Consider the following 17916-nt stretch of genomic DNA (forward strand, 5'->3'; position numbering starts at 1 on the left):
CTGTCCCGTCTCAGCTCCGAGCGGTCCCGGCGGCCGGTGCGTCGGGGCCGCAGGACAGGCCGGCCGCCATCGGAGCCGGGTCCCCCGGGTCGGCGTCGACGAGGTTCTCGGAGCACTCCAGGACGCCCGAGCCGTCGGTCGTCCAACTGATCGCCCGGCCCACCGTCCGCTCACCGTTCCCGCAGGCGTACTGGAAGTCGGCGGTGACCTGTCGTACCCACGCGTAGCCCACGAAGGTCCCGCCGCCGTCGACGCTGGTGCTGTTCTTCTCGAGATGCTGCGCCGGCCGGTGCACGTCGGCGAACGCGTAATCCTCGGTCTCGATCGCGTCCGTGTCCCCGATGCGGACGCCCAGCGAGCGAAGCGCGGCCTCCGCGTCGACTCGCGGTCCCTTCTCGGAGGTGACGGCGGTACGGGGCGTGTGGAGCCGCTTCAGCTCGTGCGTCAGCAGGCCGCCTCCCGCGGCGAGCCGCTGCTTCGGGGAGACGGCCGTCAGGACGTCGCGCTCGTCGACGTCGGACCACGTGTACGTGCCGTTCTCGCACGCCGTGACGACCGTCGCGTTCTTCGCCCCGTCGGTCGGCGGGCCCCCGTCGGACGTACAGGCGACCGTCCCCACGGCCAGCGCGACGACGGCACACGCCGCGAGGCAGGTCAGCTTCGTCTTCTTCTTCGTCTTCACGTTCGTGTTCCCCCGGCCCATCGGTCAATGGTGGGACCGACGTTGCCCGCCCGGGACCCGCCCGGGCAAGGGACTTGAGCGACTTCTGAGCTCGGCGCCAGGAACTCCTCATGGATCCCGCGTGCCGGACCGCGCGCCGGATGGAGACTCACCGAGGGGCGGAGCGATGAGGGTTCGGACGGGCTCCACGACGCGGCTCCGGCGGGCCACCCCGTACGCCGGGTGGGGCTCCGCCTCTTCGCTCCCCCCGCCCGGCACGAGCCCGGAGTGGGATCCGTACCACCGGGGCAGGCGCAGCCCCGTAGGCCCCGTACGGAGGGCAGTGGGCGGAGCACGGTGTGCCGGAGCCCGTCGGCGGGGGATGGGGTGGCACGCTCGGGTCGAGCGGGACACCGTGAGCGAAGCGAGGTAGCACGTGACGCAGCGCAGCGGGCGGAGCGCCCGATACGCCGAGTTGATGAAGCGGCTGCGGCGTGATCCGTTCGTCGTGCAGACGGTACGGTCCACGGCGGCGGCCACCATCTCGTACGTCGTCGCGCTCTGGCTCAGCAGCGAGGCCGCGCCGCTCACCGCGCCGCTGACCGCGCTCCTCGTCGTCCAGGTCACGCTCTACTCGACCCTCACCACGAGTCTGCGCCGGGTGAACTCCGTCGTCGTCGGCGTGCTCATCGCCATCGCGTTCAGCGTCCTCGTCGGGCTCTCCTGGTGGAGCCTCGCCCTGGTCATCCTCGCCTCCCTCCTCGTGGGGCGGCTCGTGAAGGTCGAGGAGTTCATCCCGGAGGTCGCCATCAGCGCGATGCTGGTGCTCGGCGTCACCCAGGTCGCGTACACCGCGTGGGACCGCGTCCTCGAGACCCTGATCGGCGCCGCCGTCGGGATGCTCTTCAACCTGGTGCTCGCCGCTCCCGTCTGGGTGGACACGGCGGGGGAGTCGATCGAGGACCTCGCCCGGCGGATGCGCAGGCTGCTGCTCGACGTGGCGGAGGAGTTCGCCGAGGCGCCCCACGTCGAGCGGGCGGCGGCCCGCCTGCACGAGGCGCGACGGCTCGACAACGACGTGGCCGACGTGGACGGCGCGCTGCGGACGGCCGAGGACAGCCTGCGTTTCAACCCGCGCGTGAAGGAGGGCCTGCTGCACCGCATCGTGCTGCGCACGGGCCTCGACACGCTGGAGATCTGCGCCGTCGTGCTGCGCGTCCTCACCCGCACCCTCACCGACCTGGCGAAGCAGCGGGACGGCGAGGACCTGCTGCCCCACCCGACCGCGCTCGCCCTCCAGGAGACGGCCCAGCACACCGCCGACGCCTTCGTCAGTTTCGCCGTGCTCGTCACGGCTCCCGGCAGCGAGGCGGCCGAGGCGGCGGAGGAGCGGCTCGCGGGCGAGCTGCGGGCGGCACGCGCCTGCCGGGGCGGCGCCGCCGACCTGCTGCTCGCCCTCGCGCTGCGGGACCCGGACCGCTGGCAGCTCTACGGAGCGCTGCTCGCCGAGGTCGATCGCATCCTCGACGAACTGGACCCCGAGCACCGGGGCCGGCGTCTCATGGAGGAGCTCGACCGGCACACCCGCGAACGGCGCCGCCGCCTGAAGCCCCGGTCCCGGCGCGCCCGCGCGGAGGCGTGAGCGGTCCGCCGGTACAGGCGCGGGCGGCGGACCGTCCCCCCGTGGCCGGCCCCGTTCCCCGGTTCGGAAGGGGACGGCTGGGCAGACGGATGTCCACAGGCGCTACAGGTCTGCGGGAAGTACGGAAGTACGGAAGTACGGAAGTACGGGAAGGGAACGTGCGCCATGGGCATTATCGGCTGGATTCTGATGGGTCTGATCGTCGGAATCATCGCGAAGTTCCTGATGCCGGGCCGGGACCCCGGCGGCTGTATCGTCACGCCGCTCATCGGCATCGCCGGCGGTCTCCTCGGAGGATGGCTCGGCAAGGTCATCTTCGGAGTCGACTCCATCGACGGGTTCTTCGAGATATCCACCTGGGTCGCCGCCATCATCGGCTCCCTCATCCTTCTGGGGCTCTACCGCCTGGTGGTCCGAGGCAGGGACTGAAGCCGGCGGGCGGGGCCGTAGTCGCTCCCTCAGTCGCGGGGCAGCAGGGGGCCGAGCGGGCCCAGGTCCAGGTTGAGGTCCTCCAGCGCGTAGCCGTGCTGCGCGCACAGGTCGGCGAGGCTGTCGTGGAGGGCGAGGAGCGTCGCTCCGAGCTCCTCCTCCTGGTCGTCGCTGAGGTCTCCGGCGTCCACGCGGCGCAGGGCCTGGCGCTCGATGAGCTGGCGCAGCAGCTCGACGACGGTGAGGACGAGTTTCAGCAGGTCCTCCTCGACGGTCTCGTGGTCGGTGCGAACGCGGTGGGCGGGCCGGTGCGGTCCGCCCCCGCGAGGGCTCGGGGGCGCCTGGACAAGCCGGAAGGCCTGTGCCATGCCCGCGCCGACGTCATGGAGGGGGCCGGGGGTGCCGGAAGGGTCCCGGGGGTGTTCACCGGTCACGTGGGCCGCCCTCCTGCCCCGTGGCGGGGGTCGTCTCGGAGCTGACGGACACGATGAGCGCCCGCAGCGATATGCGGACGAGGTCGATGTCCGCGATGGACAGCACGATGTCGCCGGTGACGACCACTCCGCCGCTGAGCAGCCGGTCGAGGAGGTCGACCAGGGCGACCTGACGGCCGGGCAGTGGTTCGCCGTGCTCCGCGAGGGTCATGGCATCCGCTCTCCTCCGTCGCCGGGGGAGGGGTCCTGGGCCGGTGGCACGGCGAAGGAGTACGGGGCCCAGGGACCGGTGACCTCGATGGGGACGCCGGGGAACTCCCGGGCCGCCTGCTCGATGGCGGTGCGGAACTCCCGGGCGTACCGGTCGGGCACGAGGTAGGCGTCGTTGAGGACGTTCTCCAGGGGCCCGGCCAGCTCACCGCTCTGCGGGGCGTGGCGCACCCGTTCGGAGGCGTAGTGGACGCCGATCGCCTCGACGGTCCGCGCGGCCCGCTGCGCCTCCTGGTAGACCTGTTCGCGGGCGTGGTGCTGGGCCTTGCGGCGCCGCAGGTACGCCTTGCCGGGCGTGGTGGGGGCGGCCGCACCGGCGGGCGGCGCGTCGGCGCCGGGGGACGTGGGCGCCGGGAGGTGGATCTTGACCCCGTACTCGGTGTGGCCGTCGAGCTCGGCGAGTCGCCGGGCGAAGGCGTCGTGCCGCCGGACGAGGGCCTGGCGGGCGCGGGCGTCGTCCTGGTAGACGGTGGCCATGCGCAGGGGCAGGACGGCGGTGTGGACGGCGACGGCCTGAACGACCTCGTGGTGGGCGCGGGCCACGTCCTCCAGCCACCGCAGGTCCTCGAAGTGCTCCTTGAGGCCGGCCTCGTCGAAGTCGCTGTGCGGAACCGGACTGACGACGAAGGCGAGGGCGGCGGGAGGGGGGTCCGAGGGAGCGGGAGAGGCATCGGAGCCAGAGACGCCGGCATCGGAGCCGGAGGTGGCGGCATCGGAGCCGGAGGTGGCGGCGGGGGCCCGGAGGAGCGTCACGGGTGCCCGGTCGACGCCCCGGAGGCCGGTGAGGAGCTCCCCGAGGCGCTCCGTGGGCCGGGCGACGGCGTAGACGTACGTGAGGGACTCCCGGCCGGTGTCGGTGTTCACCGCGGACGCCTCCCTGTCGTCCCGCCGGCCGGCCCGCGGGGTTCTTCGTCGCGCTCCTCGTCGCCCTCCAGGGCTTCTCGTCCGTCCGCCCGGTCGCGGCGCAGGGCCTCCAGCTCGGCGCGCAGGCGGCGGTTCTCCTGTTCCAGGGGGCTGCCGGTGTGCCGGGAGGAGAGGGAGGGGTCGTGCTCCCACCAGTCGATCCCCATCTCCTTGGCCTTGTCCACGGAGGCGATCAGGATGCGGAGCTTGATGGTCAGCAGCTCGATGTCGAGCAGGTTGATGCGGATGTCGCCGGCGATGACGATGCCCTTGTCGAGGACCCGCTCAAGGATGTCCGCGAGACTGGAGGTGGAGCTCGACCCGTACGATGCCGGGGCACGGGAAGGGAAGCCTCCGAGTCGGTCGGGCAGCGGTTCGTTCACGATGGCGGCCTCGCTTCGGCGGTCGGGACGTCGGCACGTCGGGGCGGCAGGGCGTCTGGACCTCACGGCGCCCCGTACCGGAACTCCTCTATCTCCTTCAGCCTGTCGAGCAGTTCGTCCTCCCGGAGGTCGAACTCCTCCTGGTCCAGCTCTCCCTCCAGCAGCCGCCGTTCCAGGTCGGCGAGTTCACGCCATACCGGGGCGGGGTCGTAGTACTCCTCCTCGGCTCTGTCGACGACCTGTCGGGCGACCCAGGTGGCCATCCGGACCGGGGCGACGGGCAGCGTCAGCAGCTGGGTCAGCAACCCCATGGTCGTCCTCCCTTCCGGTGCGACGGCCGGCCGTCGCGCCTACACGAAGCTGTACGGGGGCAGGGGGCCGGCGAACCGGAGGCCGGTGCCGTCGTCCGCCTCGCGCTCCAGGTCCTCCCGCGCGGCGAGGAACGCGTCCTTCTGCTCGTCCGGCACCAGGAGCGAGAGGTTGAGGAAGTCGTTCCCCGTGGCCGGGTGGGTGGCGTGTTCGCGGGCGAAGGGCAGCAGGGCCTCGACCAGACCGGCGGCCAGCGCCTCGTGCCGTACCTGCACCTCGCGTGCCACCAGTTCTCCGAGCGCGAGCGGCAGTTGGGGATCGGGATCACCGGAGCGGATCCGGTGGTTCAGCTCCCTCGCCTCGGGAAGCTCCTGGAGGATCCGGCGCAGCAGCGGTTCCTCGTCCTCCTGGGAGGCCCGCAGGTGGTACTCGGCGCAGCCTTCGAGGCGGTCCAGTGTGGCGAGGTAGCCGTCCGTGTTCTGCTCCAGCACCTTCCTGACCGTGAGGTCGTCGGAGGTGGTGTAGCCGAACTGCAGCGGCAGGACCGGTCCGTCGGCCATCAGCCGCTCCTGGACCTCCTGGTGGGCCAGGAGGTCCCGGCGCTTGGGCCGGATCTCCTCGGTGACGTCGCTGACGACCGCGCACAGGGGCCCCGCGGTGACCGTCCGCAAGGGGGCGGGGTCGGAACCGACCCCGGTCAGACCCTCCAGACGGCGCGGATGGGCCTCGGCGGTGATCGAGTACACGTAGAGCGCCATCGGCTACTCCTTCTCTCGCCGCGCCGGGCGCCGGGCCGGACGCCGTCGCCTGGGGGTCTCCACTTCCTCTTCCTCTTCCTCTTCCTCCGGCTCCTCGTCCCGGGAGGACTTTCCGCCGCCCAGGGAGTCGGTCACCGCTTCGACCGCTCCGCTCAGCGCGCCCTTGGACTTGCCGCGCGCGCCGCCTTCCATGACGTTCCCCATGACGTCGGGCAGCTGGGCCGGCGCCTTGCGGCCCGCTTCCAGGTCGAGGCGGTTGCACGCCTCGGCGAAGCGGAGATAGGTGTCGACGCTGGCCACCACGATGCGGGCGTCGATCTTGATGATCTCGATGCCCACCAGGGAGACCCGCACGAAGACGTCGATGACCAGACCCCGGTCGAGAATGAGCTCCAGGACGTCGTAGAGGCTGCTGGTGCCCCCTCCTCCTCCTCCTCGGGTGGCGGGACTGCTGCCGCCTTGCGGCACCATGGTCATGGCGCCTCCTTCCACCGGCGGCCTGCCGTGTCAGGTAGGCCGGTCGATCATTCCTCGGTTGTAGCGGCGGGTGCGTTCGTAGGAGATCAGCTCCCCCTCCTCGTCCAGGGCGACTTTGTAGCTGGCCATCACGCTGGTGGTGTCCGGGATGCGCTCCAGCTCCACCACCTCGACCTGGGCTTCCCAGCCGTCCTCGGTCGGCCTGAGTGACGAGACCGAGTCCGGTGCCCTGCCGAGGAGTTGGGAGAGCTGCTCGGCTGCCGACCGCATCGCGGACGCCGCGTTGCGTACGCCCGGGCGCCCTCGGGAGGCAGAACGCCGCGATGGCCGCCGTTCCCGGTCCTCGTCCCCGTCGGCAGCGTGCTGAGAGGTCCGCCGTGGCCGTGCGGGTTCTGCAGTCATACGACACTCCCCTGGGGAGACTGCGCCATACAACCTAGAATGTCACTAAATGAGCCTATAAGTCCTGTGCTAGGAGCGCGGAGAGTTGAGGAACCCGTCCGAGCAGGACTGATGCGGCGGTCGGAAGCGTGAACGCGACGGCCTGCTGCGCGGGCGTCACCGACAGGTCCGCAAGCACCCTCGTCGAAGGGGATGGACATGCAGGACACGACCAAAATCGCACTCGGAGCAGCTCTGGCCGGTGGTTATGTGCTCGGCCGGGCCAAGAAAGGCCGCATGGCGTTCGCGGCGGCGACCTATCTGGCGGGGCGCCGCTTCGGTCTCGACCCGGGACAGCTCCTGAAGGAAGGCCTCTCCAAGGTCAAGGAGATGCCCCAGTTCGCCGACCTCGGCGACCAGCTGCGCGGGGAAGCCCTCGACGCCGGCAAGAAGGCCCTGAGCGCCGCGGCCGACCGCAAGCTGGCCGGCCTCGCGGACTCCCTGCACGAGCGCACGCGCGACCTCACTCGTGGCGGTGCCCGGCAGGACGAGGACGAGGAAGAGGAAGAGGAAGAGGAAGAGGAAGAGGAGCCTTACGAGGAGGGAGCGGAGCCGTACGAGGACGAGGACGAGGAAGCGGAGGAGGACGAGGAAGCGGAGGAGGGCGAGGGCGAGGCAGAGGCCCAGGGGCGGGAGGAGGACGAGGAGCCGTACGAGGACGAGGATGAGGAAGCGGAGGAGGACGAGGGCGAGGCAGAGGCCCAGGGGCGGGAGGAGGACGAGGAGCCGTACGAGGACGAGGAAGCGGACGAGGACGAGGAAGCGGAGGAGGACGAGGACTACGAGGAGCAGCCGCCTGCCTCCAAGAAGTCCGCGTCGACCCGGAAGTCCGCACCGCGCAAGAGGGCTGCTCCGGAGAAGAAGGCCGCTCCCGCCAAGAAGGCGACGGCGAAGAAGTCAGCCGCCAAGAAGACCGCCCCCGCCAAGAAGACCGCCCCCGCCAGGAAGGCCGCTCCCGCCAAGAAGGCGACGGCGAAGAAGCCGGCCGCGAAGAAGGCCACCGGTGGAAAGCCCGCCGCGAAGACCGCATCCGCGAGGAAGAGCACCTCGGCCAAGAGCACATCGTCGAGGCCCGCCGCCAAGAAGACCGGTTCGGCGGCCCCGAAGAAGCGGACCACGGCCCAGGGTGCCGGACGTCAGACGGCGGCCAAGAAGACCACAGGCCGCAGCCCTGCACGCAAGACGGCTGCCAAGAAGACGGCGACCCGCAAGCAGTCCGCGCGGAGGTAGGTCATGGCAACGTCAGACCGCGACAACAACAAGGAATCCGCATCGGGTCTGGACAAGCTGCTCGGCGAACTGTCCCAGTTCCTGGGCGCCCAGGCGAACCAGTTGGCCGAGAAGGCCACCGACAAACTCGGCGACATCACCGACCAGCTCAACGACGTGGCCGACAACGGCGGCAAGCTCTCCGACGTCGCCGGCATCGGTGGCCGGATCCTGAAGGGCGACTCGCCGTTGAAGGCCTTCGCCGGCCAGAAGTTCGGCAACATCAAGGACAAGGTGAAGGACACCGTGTCCAACGCGTTCGGCAAGGGCCGGGGCCGTAAGGGCGGCGGCGGGAAGTTCGTCAACATCGTCGAGGTGGCGGACGTGGGGCTGCCGCTGCGCACGACGTACGACCACTGGACGCAGTACGAGAACTTCAGCACCTTCGCCAAGGGCGTCCGTGACGTCTCGCGCAACGACGACACCACCAGTGACTGGAAGGTCAAGGTCGGCCCGTCCAACCGTGGCTGGAAAGCGACCGTCCAGGAGCAGGTACCCGACGACCGCATCGTCTGGACCTCCGAAGGCGCCAAGGGAAGCACCAAGGGATGCGTCAGCTTCCACGAGCTGGCCCCGTCACTGACCCGGATCGTCCTCGTCGTCGAATACCACCCGGCGGGATTCTTCGAGAAGACGGGCAACATCTGGCGGGCTCAGGGCCGCCGCCTGCGGCTGGACTTCAAGCACTTCGTGCGTCACGTGACGCTCACCAGCGACGAGCCGGAAGGCTGGCGCGGCGAGATCCGGGACGGCGAAGTGGTCCGGACCCACGAGGAAGCCCTCGAAGCGGAAGAAGAGGACCAGGAGGCGGACGGCGAGGAGGAGGACGGCGAGGAAGAGGACGAGTACGCGGAGGACGGGTACGGCGAGGACGAGGAAGCCGACGAAGAAGAACCGGCCGACGAGGACGAACCGGCCGAGGAGGACGAACCTGTCGGCGAGGACGAATCCGTCGACGAGGACGACTCCGGCTACGCCGACGAGCCCGAGGACGCCGCAGAAGCCGAGGAGGACGAGTACGAGGAGGACGAGGAGCCCGAGGAGGACGAGGAGGACGAGGAGCCCGAGGAGGACGAGGAGGACGAGGAGGAGACCTCTCCTCGCCGCCGGCGCAGGCGGCAGGCGGCCTGAGTCCGCTTCCGGCATCAGGAGGTACGCGTGAGGTCCCCCAGGCCCCCCTTCCGGCGGAGCCGGTCCCTGGCTCGCTGGACACCTCCGGCCGTCGTCCGCCGCCTGCTCCTGGGGCTGACGATGTGGGGCCTGCGGTGGGCCCTCCGGTGGGCGGTGCGCAGAATGGCCCACACTCGGTGAACCCGCCCAGGGCCCCGGCGCACGGGGTGCCCGCCCGGTCGGCGACCGCAACCGGACGGCCGCGGTGCGGAGGCGGGCGGCCGGACCGCGGAGACGCGTGTGCGTCCCGAACGCGGGTAGGCGTCCGTTCGAGATCACGTACACGGCGACACGTCAGGAGGGTCCATGAGCACGCCCCCGAACGATCCCGTTCCGCCGAGCCCGACGCCCGCGCCCGGGCCAGGACCCGGCCCCGTGCCGGGACCGCTGCCGGGGCCGGTTCCGGGGCCCGGAGGGCCGGATCCCGTCCCGCCGGCGCCGCCGCAGCCGGAACCGGATCCGCCGTCCCCCGGCCCGTCACCGGAGCCCTTCCCGCAGCCGGGCCCGCTGCCCCCGCCGGGACCCGCCCCGGAACCGGCGACCTAGAACGACCCGGCCCATCGGGGTCGAGGCCGGTGTGCGGGCGCCCGCGGCGTCCCGCGCACCGGCCTCGGCTCTCGACCGCCTCGCGCCCGGCTCTCAGCCGAGCGGCGGCACCCGCTCGGCCGGGGGCGGCGGGTCCGGCGGCGTACCGTCGCCGAACGGCCGCCCGCCCAGCCGCTCCCGCCCGTGCGGCGAGAGCCAGCCCAGGGGGTCCGGGCCCAGGGGGACGATCCCCTTCGGGTTGATGTCGCGGTGGACGACGTAGTAGTGCGCCTTGATCTGTTCGAAGTCGATGGTGTCGCCGAAGCCGGGCGTCTGGAACAGGTCCCGCGCGTAGCCCCACAAGGCCGGTAGTTCGGTCAGCTTCTGCCGGTTGCACTTGAAGTGGCCGTGGTAGACGGCGTCGAAGCGCGCCAGGGTGGGGAAGAGGCGGACGTCGGCCTCGGTGATGGTGTCGCCGACCAGGTAACGCCGGTCGGTGAGCCGCTCCTCCAGCCGGTCGAGCCGCTCCCAGAGCCTTCGGTACGCCTGGTCGTACGCGTGCTGACTTCCGGCGAAGCCGCACTGGTAGACGCCGTTGTTGACGTCCCGGTACACCGCCTCGGCGATGTCGTCGATCTCGTCGCGCCACCGCTCCGGGTAGAGGTCCGGTGCGCCGTCCCGCTGGTGGGCCGCCCACTGGCCGCCCAGGTCGAGGGTGATCCGGGCGAAGTCGTTGGTCACCACCGCGCCGGTGGGGACGTCGACGATGGCGGGAACGGTGATGCCGCGCGAGTATCCGGGCTCGCGCCGGAAGAACGCCTCCTGGAGTCGTTCGATGCCGAGGACGGGGTCCCGGCCGCCCGGGTCCAGGTGGAACGACCAGCTGCGTTCGTCGTGCACGGGTCCGGCGACGCCCAGGGAGAGCACGTCCTCCAGGCCCATCAGCCGGCGGACGATCGCGGCCCGGTTCGCCCAGGGACAGGCCCGGGCGATGACCAGCCGGTAGCGCCCGGGTTCCACCGGGTAACCGTCCCGGCCGTCGGCCGTGACGCGGGTGGTGAGGTAGTTCCGGTCGCGTTCGTACTCGCCGTCATCAGCCATGGTCCGCAGCCCGGCCCTTCTTCGCGTGCGCCTCCGGCGGGAAACGCCCGCGAAGGCCGGTCGGCCCCGGCGTCACCGCTTCCGTCACCACTTTCCCTCCCGCTTGCGTACCGCGCGTATGTCCTCCTCGTCCCACGAGCGGGTGTCACGCGGTTCGACGTACGGCTCCTCGTCCGGCGGCATGCCACCGGCGACCGCCCGCTGCCGCAGCGCCTCGGCGTCGAACTCCAGGCCGAGGAGCACGGCCAGGTTGCTGATCCACAGCCAGATCAGGAAGACGATGACGCCGGCCATGGTGCCGTAGGTCTTGTTGTACGACGCGAACTCGGCCACATACAGGGCGAATCCCGCGGAGGCGACCATCCAGATGAGCAGCGCGAGGGCGCTGCCCGGGGTGATCCACCGCCACCCCCTGCCCCTGGCGTTCGGACTCGCCCAGTACAGGAGCGCGATCATCGCCGTCACGAGCAGGACGAGCACCGGCCACTTGGCGATCGACCACACCGTCAGCGCGGTGTCGCCGAGGCCCAGCACGTCTCCCGCCCGGCGCGCCACGTCGCCGGTGAAGACGACGATCAGACCGCTCGCCGCGGCCATGAGCATGAGCGCCGCCGTCATTCCCAGCCGGATCGGCAGGACCTTCCAGACCGGCCGGCCCTCGGGCACGTCGTAGACGCGGTTGGCGGCGCGCATGAACGCGCCGACGTAACCGGAGGCCGACCACAGGGCCAGCAGGAGGCCGACCACCGCCATGACGGCCCCGGTGCCCGTGCCGCCCTGGACGTTCTCCACGGCCCGGCCGAGTACGTCCTGGGTCGGCCCCGGCGCCAGCTCGCGCAGGCTGTCCAGCACCTTGTCCGTCGTCGACGGCCCGCTGAGGCCGAGCAGGGAGACGAGCACGAGCAGCCCGGGGAAGAGGGCCAGTACGCCGTAGTAGGTGAGGGCGGCGGCCCGGTCCGTCAGCTCGTCGGAGCCGAACTCCCGCACCGAGCCCTTGAGCACCGCGAGCCAGGAGCGTCGGGGCAGCCGGGTCGGCGAGTCGGGTGCGCGCTCCTCCACCTCGGGGCCGGGGCCGGCGTCCTCCGGCTCCGGCGCCGTCACCGGCCCGTTCTCGGCGGGTGTGGCCTCCGTACGGGGTCCGGCGTCGGTGTACGGGCGGGGGCCGGCCGCGCTCTCTGCACGGGGACCGGCCGTGTTCTCCGTACGGGGACCGGCCGTGTTCTCCGTACGGGGATCGGCCGTGGTCTCCGCGCCGGGTCCGGCGTCGGCTTCCGTGCGGTGACGGTCATGGGGGGCGTTTCGATCGGCCATGCCCGGGCGCGTACCCGCGTCGGCCGGTCCTACGCGCCGCCGACCAGGTCCGCCGCCCTCGCGGGCCCCGACGGCGCGCCGGTGCCGAAGGCGCGGCGGTACGCGGCGGGCGAGACGCCGAACGCGGTCCTCATATGGGCGCGCAGCGAGTTCCCCGAGCCGAGCCCGGCCCGGTGCGCCACCAGGTCGATCGACAGATCGGTGGTCTCCAGGAGCTGCTTGGCGAGTTCCAGCCGCTGCGCCGTGAGCCACTGCACGGGCGTCATGCCGACCTCGTCGCGGAACCGGCGGGTGAAGGACCGCAGGCTCATCCGGGCGTGCTCGGCGAGCCGGGCGAGGGTCAGCGGCTCCGCGAGGTGTTCCAGGGCCCAGGCGCGGGTGGCGGTGGTGCCGGCCAGGGTGGGCTCCGGGACCGGGCGGTCGATGAACTGGGCCTGCCCGCCGTCCCGCCAGGGCGGCACGACACAGATGCGGGCGGCGCGGTTCGCGGTCGCGGCGCCGTGGTCGCGGCGGATCATGTGCAGGCACAGGTCGACACCCGCGGCCACGCCCGCCGAGGTCAGCACGTCGCCGTCGTCGACGAAGAGCACCTCCTCGTCGACCCTGACCTTGGGGTACGCGCGGCGGAACTCCGGGGCGAGGTTCCAGTGCGTGGTGGCCGGCCGGCCGTCGAGCAGTCCGGCGGCGGCCAGCACGTACGACCCGGAGCAGATCGACACGAGCCGGGTGCCCGGCCGGATCCCGTCGATGGCGGCCCGGACGACGGGCGGCAGCGGGCCTCCCCGGCCCAGCTCGGGCATGGCGTGGGTGGGCGGGACGATCACGGTGTCGGCCTCGGCGAGCACCTCGGGACCGGCGGCGGGCTGCACGGTGAAACCGGCGTCGCTGAGGACGGGGGCGCCGTCGGCGGTGCAGACGGCGACCTCGTACAGGAGGCGGCCCTCGGCGTCCATCGCGCTGCCGAAGACCCGCGAGGGGATGCCGAGTTCGAAGGGCGGCACGCCGGGGAGGGCGAGCACGGCGATGCGGTGGGGCCTCACCCGTCGTCCCGCCCGCTCGTTCCGTCCGGCCGGCCCGGAAGAAGTACTCATGGCCAGATCCTGTCACATAGTGGCCAGACGGCCAACGCCGCGGCGGGAGGGATTGCCCGATCGTGGACGGGTCGCCGCCGGAAAGGACCCGGCGGCACGCGGATGAGAGACGGAAAGAGGCGGACGGCATGCGTGCGATGGTCGTGGAGCGGTGGGGCGGGCCCGAGAACCTGGTCGAGCGCGAGGTGGAGCGCCCCGAGCCGGGCCTGAACGAGGTCCTGGTACGGGTCCACGCGGCCGGGGTGAACCCCGTGGACTGGAAGACCCGCGCGAGCGGCGCCCTCATCGGCTGGGGCGCCGTCCCGGCCGTCGGCTGGGACGTGTCCGGCACGGTGGAGGCCGTCGGCCCCGGCGTGGGGAACCTCCGGCCCGGTGACGAGGTCTACGGGATGCCGGTCTTCCCGCGCCAGGCGGGCGCGTACGCCGAGTACGTGGTCGCGCCGGCCCGCCACCTCGCGCCGAAGCCGGCGTCCCTGACGCACGTGGAGGCCGCGGCGCTGCCGCTCGCCGCCCTCACCGCCTGGCAGGCGCTCGTCGACACGGCGGACGTCAGGCCCGGGGAGCGGGTCCTCGTCCACGCGGCGGCCGGAGGGGTGGGGCACTTCGCCGTACAGATCGCCAAGGCCCTCGGGGCGCACGTCATCGGCACGGCGAGCGCGGCCAAGCACGACCTCGTGCGGGAACTCGGCGCGGACGAGGTGGTCGACTACCGCACGACCCGCTTCGAGGACGTCGTCTCCGGCGTCGACGTCGTCCTCGACGGCCTCGGAGGGGAGACGGCCGAACGCTCCCTGAAGGTGCTCCGCGACGGGGGCAGGCTGATCACCCTGCCGGGCCCGGGCGACGTCCCCGCCGCCCCGGCCGGCGTGCGGGCGGTCTGGGTCCTGGTCGAGCCCGACCACCTCGGCCTGCGCGAGATCACGGCCCTGGTGGAGCGCGGGGCGCTGAGGCCGGTGGTCGACACCGTGCTGCCGCTGGCCGAGGCGGCGAAGGCCCACGAGATCGGCGAACGGGGCCGCACCACGGGCAAGATCGTCCTGACGGTCTCCTGACTCCCGGTGCGGTCCCCGGTACTCCCGGTGCGGTCCCCGGTGGCCCGACCTCCGACCGCCTGATCCCCGGACGTACGGGACCGGGGCCTGACCCGGGACCCGGTTCGCGGTCCCGGCCCCGGCCCCGGCCCCGGGCAGGCCCGCCCGCCCCGCCCCCGCCCCGGCCCCTGCCCTGCCGGGCGGGTGGCCGGGGCTTCGGGCGTACAGGTGGCGGGACGGCGACAGCCGGTAGTGCGCTGTCGTGCCAAAACGTGGGCACCAGGGGAAAACTCGGGCGGCCGGTCCGGCCGTAGCTTCGGGACGTGCCGAGCCGCGCAGGCGGCGGGCAACCTTCCGACCGTTCCGAAAGGACCCCTCATGTTCGACATCGCCAAGGTGCAGGCCGCCCCGAGCGCGGACCTCCTCACGCCCGACAACGCGGTCATGCTGTTCGTCGACCACCAGCCGCAGATGTTCTTCGGCACCGGCAGCGGAGACCGCGCCGCGATCATCAACAGCACCGTGGGCCTCGCCAAGGCCGCTCAGGCCTTCGACGTGCCGGCCGTCCTGACCACGGTGGCCGCCGAGTCGTTCTCCGGCCCCCTGCTGCCCCAGCTCGCCGAGGTCTTCCCCAAGCACGAGGTCATCGACCGCACGACCATGAACGCCTGGGAGGACGAGGCCCTCGTGGCGGCGGTCAGGGCGACCGGGCGCAAGAAGATCATCCTGGCGGGCCTGTGGACCGAGGTCTGCCTGGTGCTGCCCGCGCTCTCCGCCCTCGAGCAGGGTTACGAGGTGTACGTCGTCTCCGACGCCTCCGGCGGTGTCAGCCCGGCCGCCCACGAGCACGCCCTGCAGCGGATGCTCGCCGCCGGCGCGGTGCCGGTGACCTGGGTGCAGGTGCTCCTCGAACTGCAGCGGGACTGGGCGCGCCAGGAGACGTACGGCGCCGTCATGGAGATCGTCAAGGCCCACGCGGGCGCGTACGGCCTGGGTGTCGTATACGCGCAGAGCGTCATCGGCGCGCACGCGGCGGGCTGACCTCCGTGGACACCGGCATTCTGGTCCTGCGTCTGCTGGTGGGCCTCCTCGTCGCCGGCCACGGGGTGCAGAAGATCAGCTCGCACCTGGGTGGCAGGGGACTCGAAGGCGGCACGGAGGAGTTCCGCGCCGACGGATTCCGCGGTGGGGTCCTCACCGCCCTGGCGGCGGGCGGTGGCCAGATCGGATCGGGCCTGCTGCTCGCCGCGGGCCTGCTGACCCCGCTCGCGGCGACCGGAACCGTCGGGGTCATGACGGTCGCCCTCACCGTGAAGCGGCACAACGGCCTCTGGGTGCAGAACGACGGATACGAGTACCCGCTCGTCCTCATCGGCACCGCCGCCGCCCTCGCCGCCACCGGTCCCGGTGCCTGGTCCCTCGACGCGGCCCTGGGCCTCACGCCGTACCCGCTGTGGTGGGCGGCCCTCGCCCTCGTGGCCGGTCTGGGCAGCGGCCTGCTCGCCCGGCTCGTCCTGCACCGGCCCGCTCCGGCGGCGCCGCGGACCGCCACGCACGACGCGCGCTGACTGCCGGTCGTGCGGCCGAACCCGCCCGCACCGTGCCCTCCCGGCCGCGCCGTGCCCTCCCCGCGGCCGCGCGGCCGGACGCTCCACCCCACCCGATCAGGAAGTACGTCATGGACACCGCACTCACCGCACCCGCCACCACGTCTCCCGGCGGCGGACAGCCGCTGCTGCACCAGAAGGGCGCCGAGACGCAGAAGTTCGGCACCCTCAAGCAGCTGCCCATCGGCCTCGGCCACGACACCCGGATGTACGCCTGCCAGCGTCTGAACCGCGTACTCGCCGACACGCAGATCCTGTACTCCCTCTACAAGAAGCACCACTGGCTCATGCGCGGAGCCACCTTCTACTCCCTCCACCTCATGCTGGACAAGCACGCGGAGGCCCAACTGGCCATCGTGGACGCGCTGGCCGAGCGGATCCAGAGCCTCGGCGGCGTCGCGGTCGGAGACCCGCGGCACGTCGCCGAGCTGACGGGCATCCCCCGGCCGCCCGACGGCGTGGAGAAGGTCCCCGTCATGCTGTCGCGGCTCCTCGACGCACACGAGCGGATCCTGATCGACGCCCGGGACGCCGCCGCCCGGATCCAGGCGGAGGGCGACGAGGGCAGTACCGACCTGCTCGTCTCGGACGTCATCCGCACCGGTGAGGCCCAGGTGTGGTTCCTGGCCGAACACCTCGTCGACACCCCTCTGGTGCGCGGCTGATGGAGGACACGTACGACGTCGTCGTGGTCGGCGCGGGCCCGGGCGGCGAGGTCGTCGCCGACCGGGTCGTCCGGGCCGGGATGACCGCCGTCGTCGTCGAGGCCGAGGCCGTCGGCGGCGAGTGCTCCTACCGCGCCTGCGTGCCGAGCAAGGCGCTGCTGCGCCCCGCCGCCGCCCTGGAGGCCGCGCGGTCGGTCGACGGGGCGCGGCAGGCGGTCACGGCGGCACTCGACCCGCGGCGCGTCCTGGCCCGCCGGGACCGCTTCACCGGCCGCGGTGACGACACGGGCCAGGCCGGCTGGCTGAACGGCGCAGGCATCTCCCTCGTCCGCGGGTACGGCCGGCTCGCCGGAGCGCGCCGGGTGGAGGTGACGGGGGCCGACGGAACGGTCCGCACCCTGCGGGCCCGGCTCGCGGTCGTCCTCAGCCCCGGCACGGACCCCGCCCTGCCGCCGGTCGACGGCCTCGACCGGATCGGTGCCTGGACCAACCGGCAGGCCACGACCGCCGACGCGGTGCCCGAGCGGCTCGTCGTCATCGGCGGGGGAGTGGTGGCCTGCGAGATGGCCACCGCCTGGCGCTCGCTCGGTTCCTCCGTCACGCTGCTCGTCCGCGACCAGGCCCTGCTGACCGGCTGGGAGCCGTGCGCCGGCGAGGAGGTCACCCGGGGCCTGACCGGCATGGGCGTCACGATCCGCTTCGGGGTCTCGGCCACCCGGGTGGCCCGCGACGGGGCCACCCGTGCCGTGACCGTGGAGACCGACGACGGCGCCACCCTCGTCTGTGACGAGGTCCTCGCCGCCGTCGGCCGGCGCCCGCGCACCGCCGACCTCGGCCTGGCGACCGTCGGACTGCCGGCCGGTGACTGGCTGACGGTCGACGACACCTGCCGGGTCACCGGTCTCGAAGGCGACTGGCTGTACGCCGTGGGCGACGTGAACCACCGGGCGCCGCTGACCCACATGGCCAAGTACCAGGCACGCGCCTGCGCCGCGGCCATCACCGAGCGCGCCGCGGGCCGCCCCGTCGCCACCGGCGGCCGGCAGGCCTGGAGCGCCGACGCCGACCACGACGCCGTCCCCCAGGCCGTGTTCACGTACCCCGAGCTCGCGAGCGTCGGGCTCACCGAGCGCGCCGCACGCGAGGCGGGCATCGCGGTACGCGCGGTGGAGTACCGCATCGACGACGTCGCCGGCGCCGCGCTCCACGCGGACGACTACCGGGGCCACGCCAAACTCGTCGTCGACGAGGCCCGGGGAGTCGTCGTCGGCTGCACGCTCACCGGCCCGATGGCGACCGAACTCATCCACACGGCCACCGTCGCCATCGTGGGCGAGGTCCCGCTGGAGCGCCTGTGGCACGCCGTCCCCGCGTTCCCGACGGTCAGCGAGGTCTGGCTGCGGCTGCTCGAGTCGTACGGCCTGTGAGGCGACGGCGAC

Annotated in this window: 21 protein-coding genes; 9 read left to right on the plus strand and 12 right to left on the minus strand. The window is 72.6% G+C overall.

Annotation, left to right across the window (positions count from 1 at the left end; genetic code table 11):
• Positions 1–10: 10 nt before the first annotated feature.
• Complete coding sequence (locus ACFWUY_RS10080) at positions 11–682, minus strand: hypothetical protein (RefSeq protein WP_384104712.1); 672 nt, start codon at positions 680–682, stop codon at positions 11–13.
• Between the two features lie 457 nt (positions 683–1139).
• Between ACFWUY_RS10080 and ACFWUY_RS10085 the strand changes: the two genes are divergently transcribed.
• Both ACFWUY_RS10085 and ACFWUY_RS10090 read left to right on the plus strand, forming a co-directional pair.
• The gene (locus ACFWUY_RS10085) at positions 1140–2303 is read left to right on the plus strand and encodes an aromatic acid exporter family protein (protein WP_384105037.1); all 1164 of its coding nucleotides are present in this window, start codon (positions 1140–1142) and stop codon (positions 2301–2303) included.
• A gap of 165 nt (positions 2304–2468) precedes the next feature.
• Positions 2469–2732: a GlsB/YeaQ/YmgE family stress response membrane protein gene (locus ACFWUY_RS10090; protein ID WP_384104715.1), complete on the plus strand. Its 264-nt coding sequence runs from the start codon at positions 2469–2471 to the stop codon at positions 2730–2732.
• A gap of 29 nt (positions 2733–2761) precedes the next feature.
• On the opposite strand, the gene ACFWUY_RS10095 is transcribed toward ACFWUY_RS10090, so the two are convergent.
• From ACFWUY_RS10095 to ACFWUY_RS10130, 8 genes are all read right to left on the minus strand, one after another.
• Positions 2762–3166: a gas vesicle protein K gene (locus ACFWUY_RS10095; RefSeq protein ID WP_384104718.1), complete on the minus strand. Its 405-nt coding sequence runs from the start codon at positions 3164–3166 to the stop codon at positions 2762–2764.
• Entirely contained in the window at positions 3156–3377 is a 222-nt protein-coding gene (locus ACFWUY_RS10100) for a gas vesicle protein (RefSeq protein WP_384104721.1), read from the minus strand. Before ACFWUY_RS10100 ends, ACFWUY_RS10095 begins: the two co-directional genes overlap by 11 nt.
• Positions 3374–4300 carry a GvpL/GvpF family gas vesicle protein gene (locus ACFWUY_RS10105; RefSeq protein WP_384104723.1) on the minus strand — a complete coding sequence of 309 codons (927 nt, stop codon included), beginning with the start codon at positions 4298–4300 and terminating at the stop codon, positions 3374–3376. The genes ACFWUY_RS10100 and ACFWUY_RS10105 overlap by 4 nt, the downstream gene beginning before the upstream one ends.
• A complete protein-coding gene (locus tag ACFWUY_RS10110) occupies positions 4297–4722 on the minus strand; it encodes a gas vesicle protein (protein ID WP_384104727.1) in 426 nt (141 codons plus the stop codon). The genes ACFWUY_RS10105 and ACFWUY_RS10110 overlap by 4 nt, the downstream gene beginning before the upstream one ends.
• 62 nt (positions 4723–4784) lie before the next feature.
• Positions 4785–5033 (minus strand): gas vesicle protein GvpG, encoded by a 249-nt coding sequence (locus ACFWUY_RS10115; protein WP_384104733.1) that lies wholly within the window; start codon positions 5031–5033, stop codon positions 4785–4787.
• 39 nt (positions 5034–5072) lie between these two features.
• Positions 5073–5789 (minus strand): GvpL/GvpF family gas vesicle protein, encoded by a 717-nt coding sequence (locus ACFWUY_RS10120; RefSeq protein WP_384104738.1) that lies wholly within the window; start codon positions 5787–5789, stop codon positions 5073–5075.
• A 3-nt stretch (positions 5790–5792) separates the two neighbouring features.
• Complete coding sequence (locus ACFWUY_RS10125; protein WP_384104741.1) at positions 5793–6266, minus strand: gas vesicle structural protein GvpA; 474 nt, start codon at positions 6264–6266, stop codon at positions 5793–5795.
• A 30-nt stretch (positions 6267–6296) separates the two neighbouring features.
• Positions 6297–6668 (minus strand): gas vesicle protein, encoded by a 372-nt coding sequence (locus ACFWUY_RS10130; RefSeq protein WP_384104746.1) that lies wholly within the window; start codon positions 6666–6668, stop codon positions 6297–6299.
• Between the two features lie 198 nt (positions 6669–6866).
• On the opposite strand from ACFWUY_RS10130, the gene ACFWUY_RS10135 reads away from it, so the two are divergent.
• Both ACFWUY_RS10135 and ACFWUY_RS10140 read left to right on the plus strand, forming a co-directional pair.
• Positions 6867–7937: a histone protein gene (locus ACFWUY_RS10135; RefSeq protein WP_384104749.1), complete on the plus strand. Its 1071-nt coding sequence runs from the start codon at positions 6867–6869 to the stop codon at positions 7935–7937.
• Between the two features lie 3 nt (positions 7938–7940).
• Complete coding sequence (locus tag ACFWUY_RS10140) at positions 7941–9107, plus strand: SRPBCC family protein (protein WP_384104754.1); 1167 nt, start codon at positions 7941–7943, stop codon at positions 9105–9107.
• 678 nt (positions 9108–9785) lie between these two features.
• On the opposite strand, the gene ACFWUY_RS10145 is transcribed toward ACFWUY_RS10140, so the two are convergent.
• The 3 genes from ACFWUY_RS10145 to ACFWUY_RS10155 all read right to left on the minus strand — a co-directional run bounded on the left by ACFWUY_RS10145 (position 9786) and on the right by ACFWUY_RS10155 (position 13174).
• Positions 9786–10772: a glutathione S-transferase family protein gene (locus ACFWUY_RS10145; protein ID WP_384104758.1), complete on the minus strand. Its 987-nt coding sequence runs from the start codon at positions 10770–10772 to the stop codon at positions 9786–9788.
• Positions 10773–10856: 84 nt separating this feature from the next.
• Positions 10857–12083, minus strand: coding sequence for a YhjD/YihY/BrkB family envelope integrity protein (locus ACFWUY_RS10150; RefSeq protein ID WP_384104761.1), 1227 nt, complete (start codon positions 12081–12083; stop codon positions 10857–10859).
• Positions 12084–12112: 29 nt separating this feature from the next.
• Entirely contained in the window at positions 12113–13174 is a 1062-nt protein-coding gene (locus ACFWUY_RS10155; RefSeq protein WP_384104767.1) for a GlxA family transcriptional regulator, read from the minus strand.
• 128 nt (positions 13175–13302) lie between these two features.
• Between ACFWUY_RS10155 and ACFWUY_RS10160 the strand changes: the two genes are divergently transcribed.
• From ACFWUY_RS10160 to ACFWUY_RS10180, 5 genes are all read left to right on the plus strand, one after another.
• Entirely contained in the window at positions 13303–14226 is a 924-nt protein-coding gene (locus ACFWUY_RS10160) for an NADP-dependent oxidoreductase (protein WP_384104774.1), read from the plus strand.
• Between the two features lie 357 nt (positions 14227–14583).
• Positions 14584–15246, plus strand: coding sequence for a hydrolase (locus ACFWUY_RS10165; RefSeq protein WP_384104781.1), 663 nt, complete (start codon positions 14584–14586; stop codon positions 15244–15246).
• A 5-nt stretch (positions 15247–15251) separates the two neighbouring features.
• Positions 15252–15773, plus strand: coding sequence for a DoxX family membrane protein (locus tag ACFWUY_RS10170; protein ID WP_384104784.1), 522 nt, complete (start codon positions 15252–15254; stop codon positions 15771–15773).
• A 110-nt stretch (positions 15774–15883) separates the two neighbouring features.
• The gene (locus ACFWUY_RS10175) at positions 15884–16477 is read left to right on the plus strand and encodes a Dps family protein (protein ID WP_384104787.1); all 594 of its coding nucleotides are present in this window, start codon (positions 15884–15886) and stop codon (positions 16475–16477) included.
• Positions 16477–17904: a dihydrolipoyl dehydrogenase family protein gene (locus ACFWUY_RS10180; RefSeq protein WP_384104790.1), complete on the plus strand. Its 1428-nt coding sequence runs from the start codon at positions 16477–16479 to the stop codon at positions 17902–17904. The genes ACFWUY_RS10175 and ACFWUY_RS10180 overlap by 1 nt, the downstream gene beginning before the upstream one ends.
• The last annotated feature ends 12 nt before the right edge of the window (positions 17905–17916 follow it).

Origin of the sequence: Streptomyces sp. NPDC058664 (assembly GCF_042716635.1) — a bacterium.
Classification (GTDB): domain Bacteria; phylum Actinomycetota; class Actinomycetes; order Streptomycetales; family Streptomycetaceae; genus Streptomyces.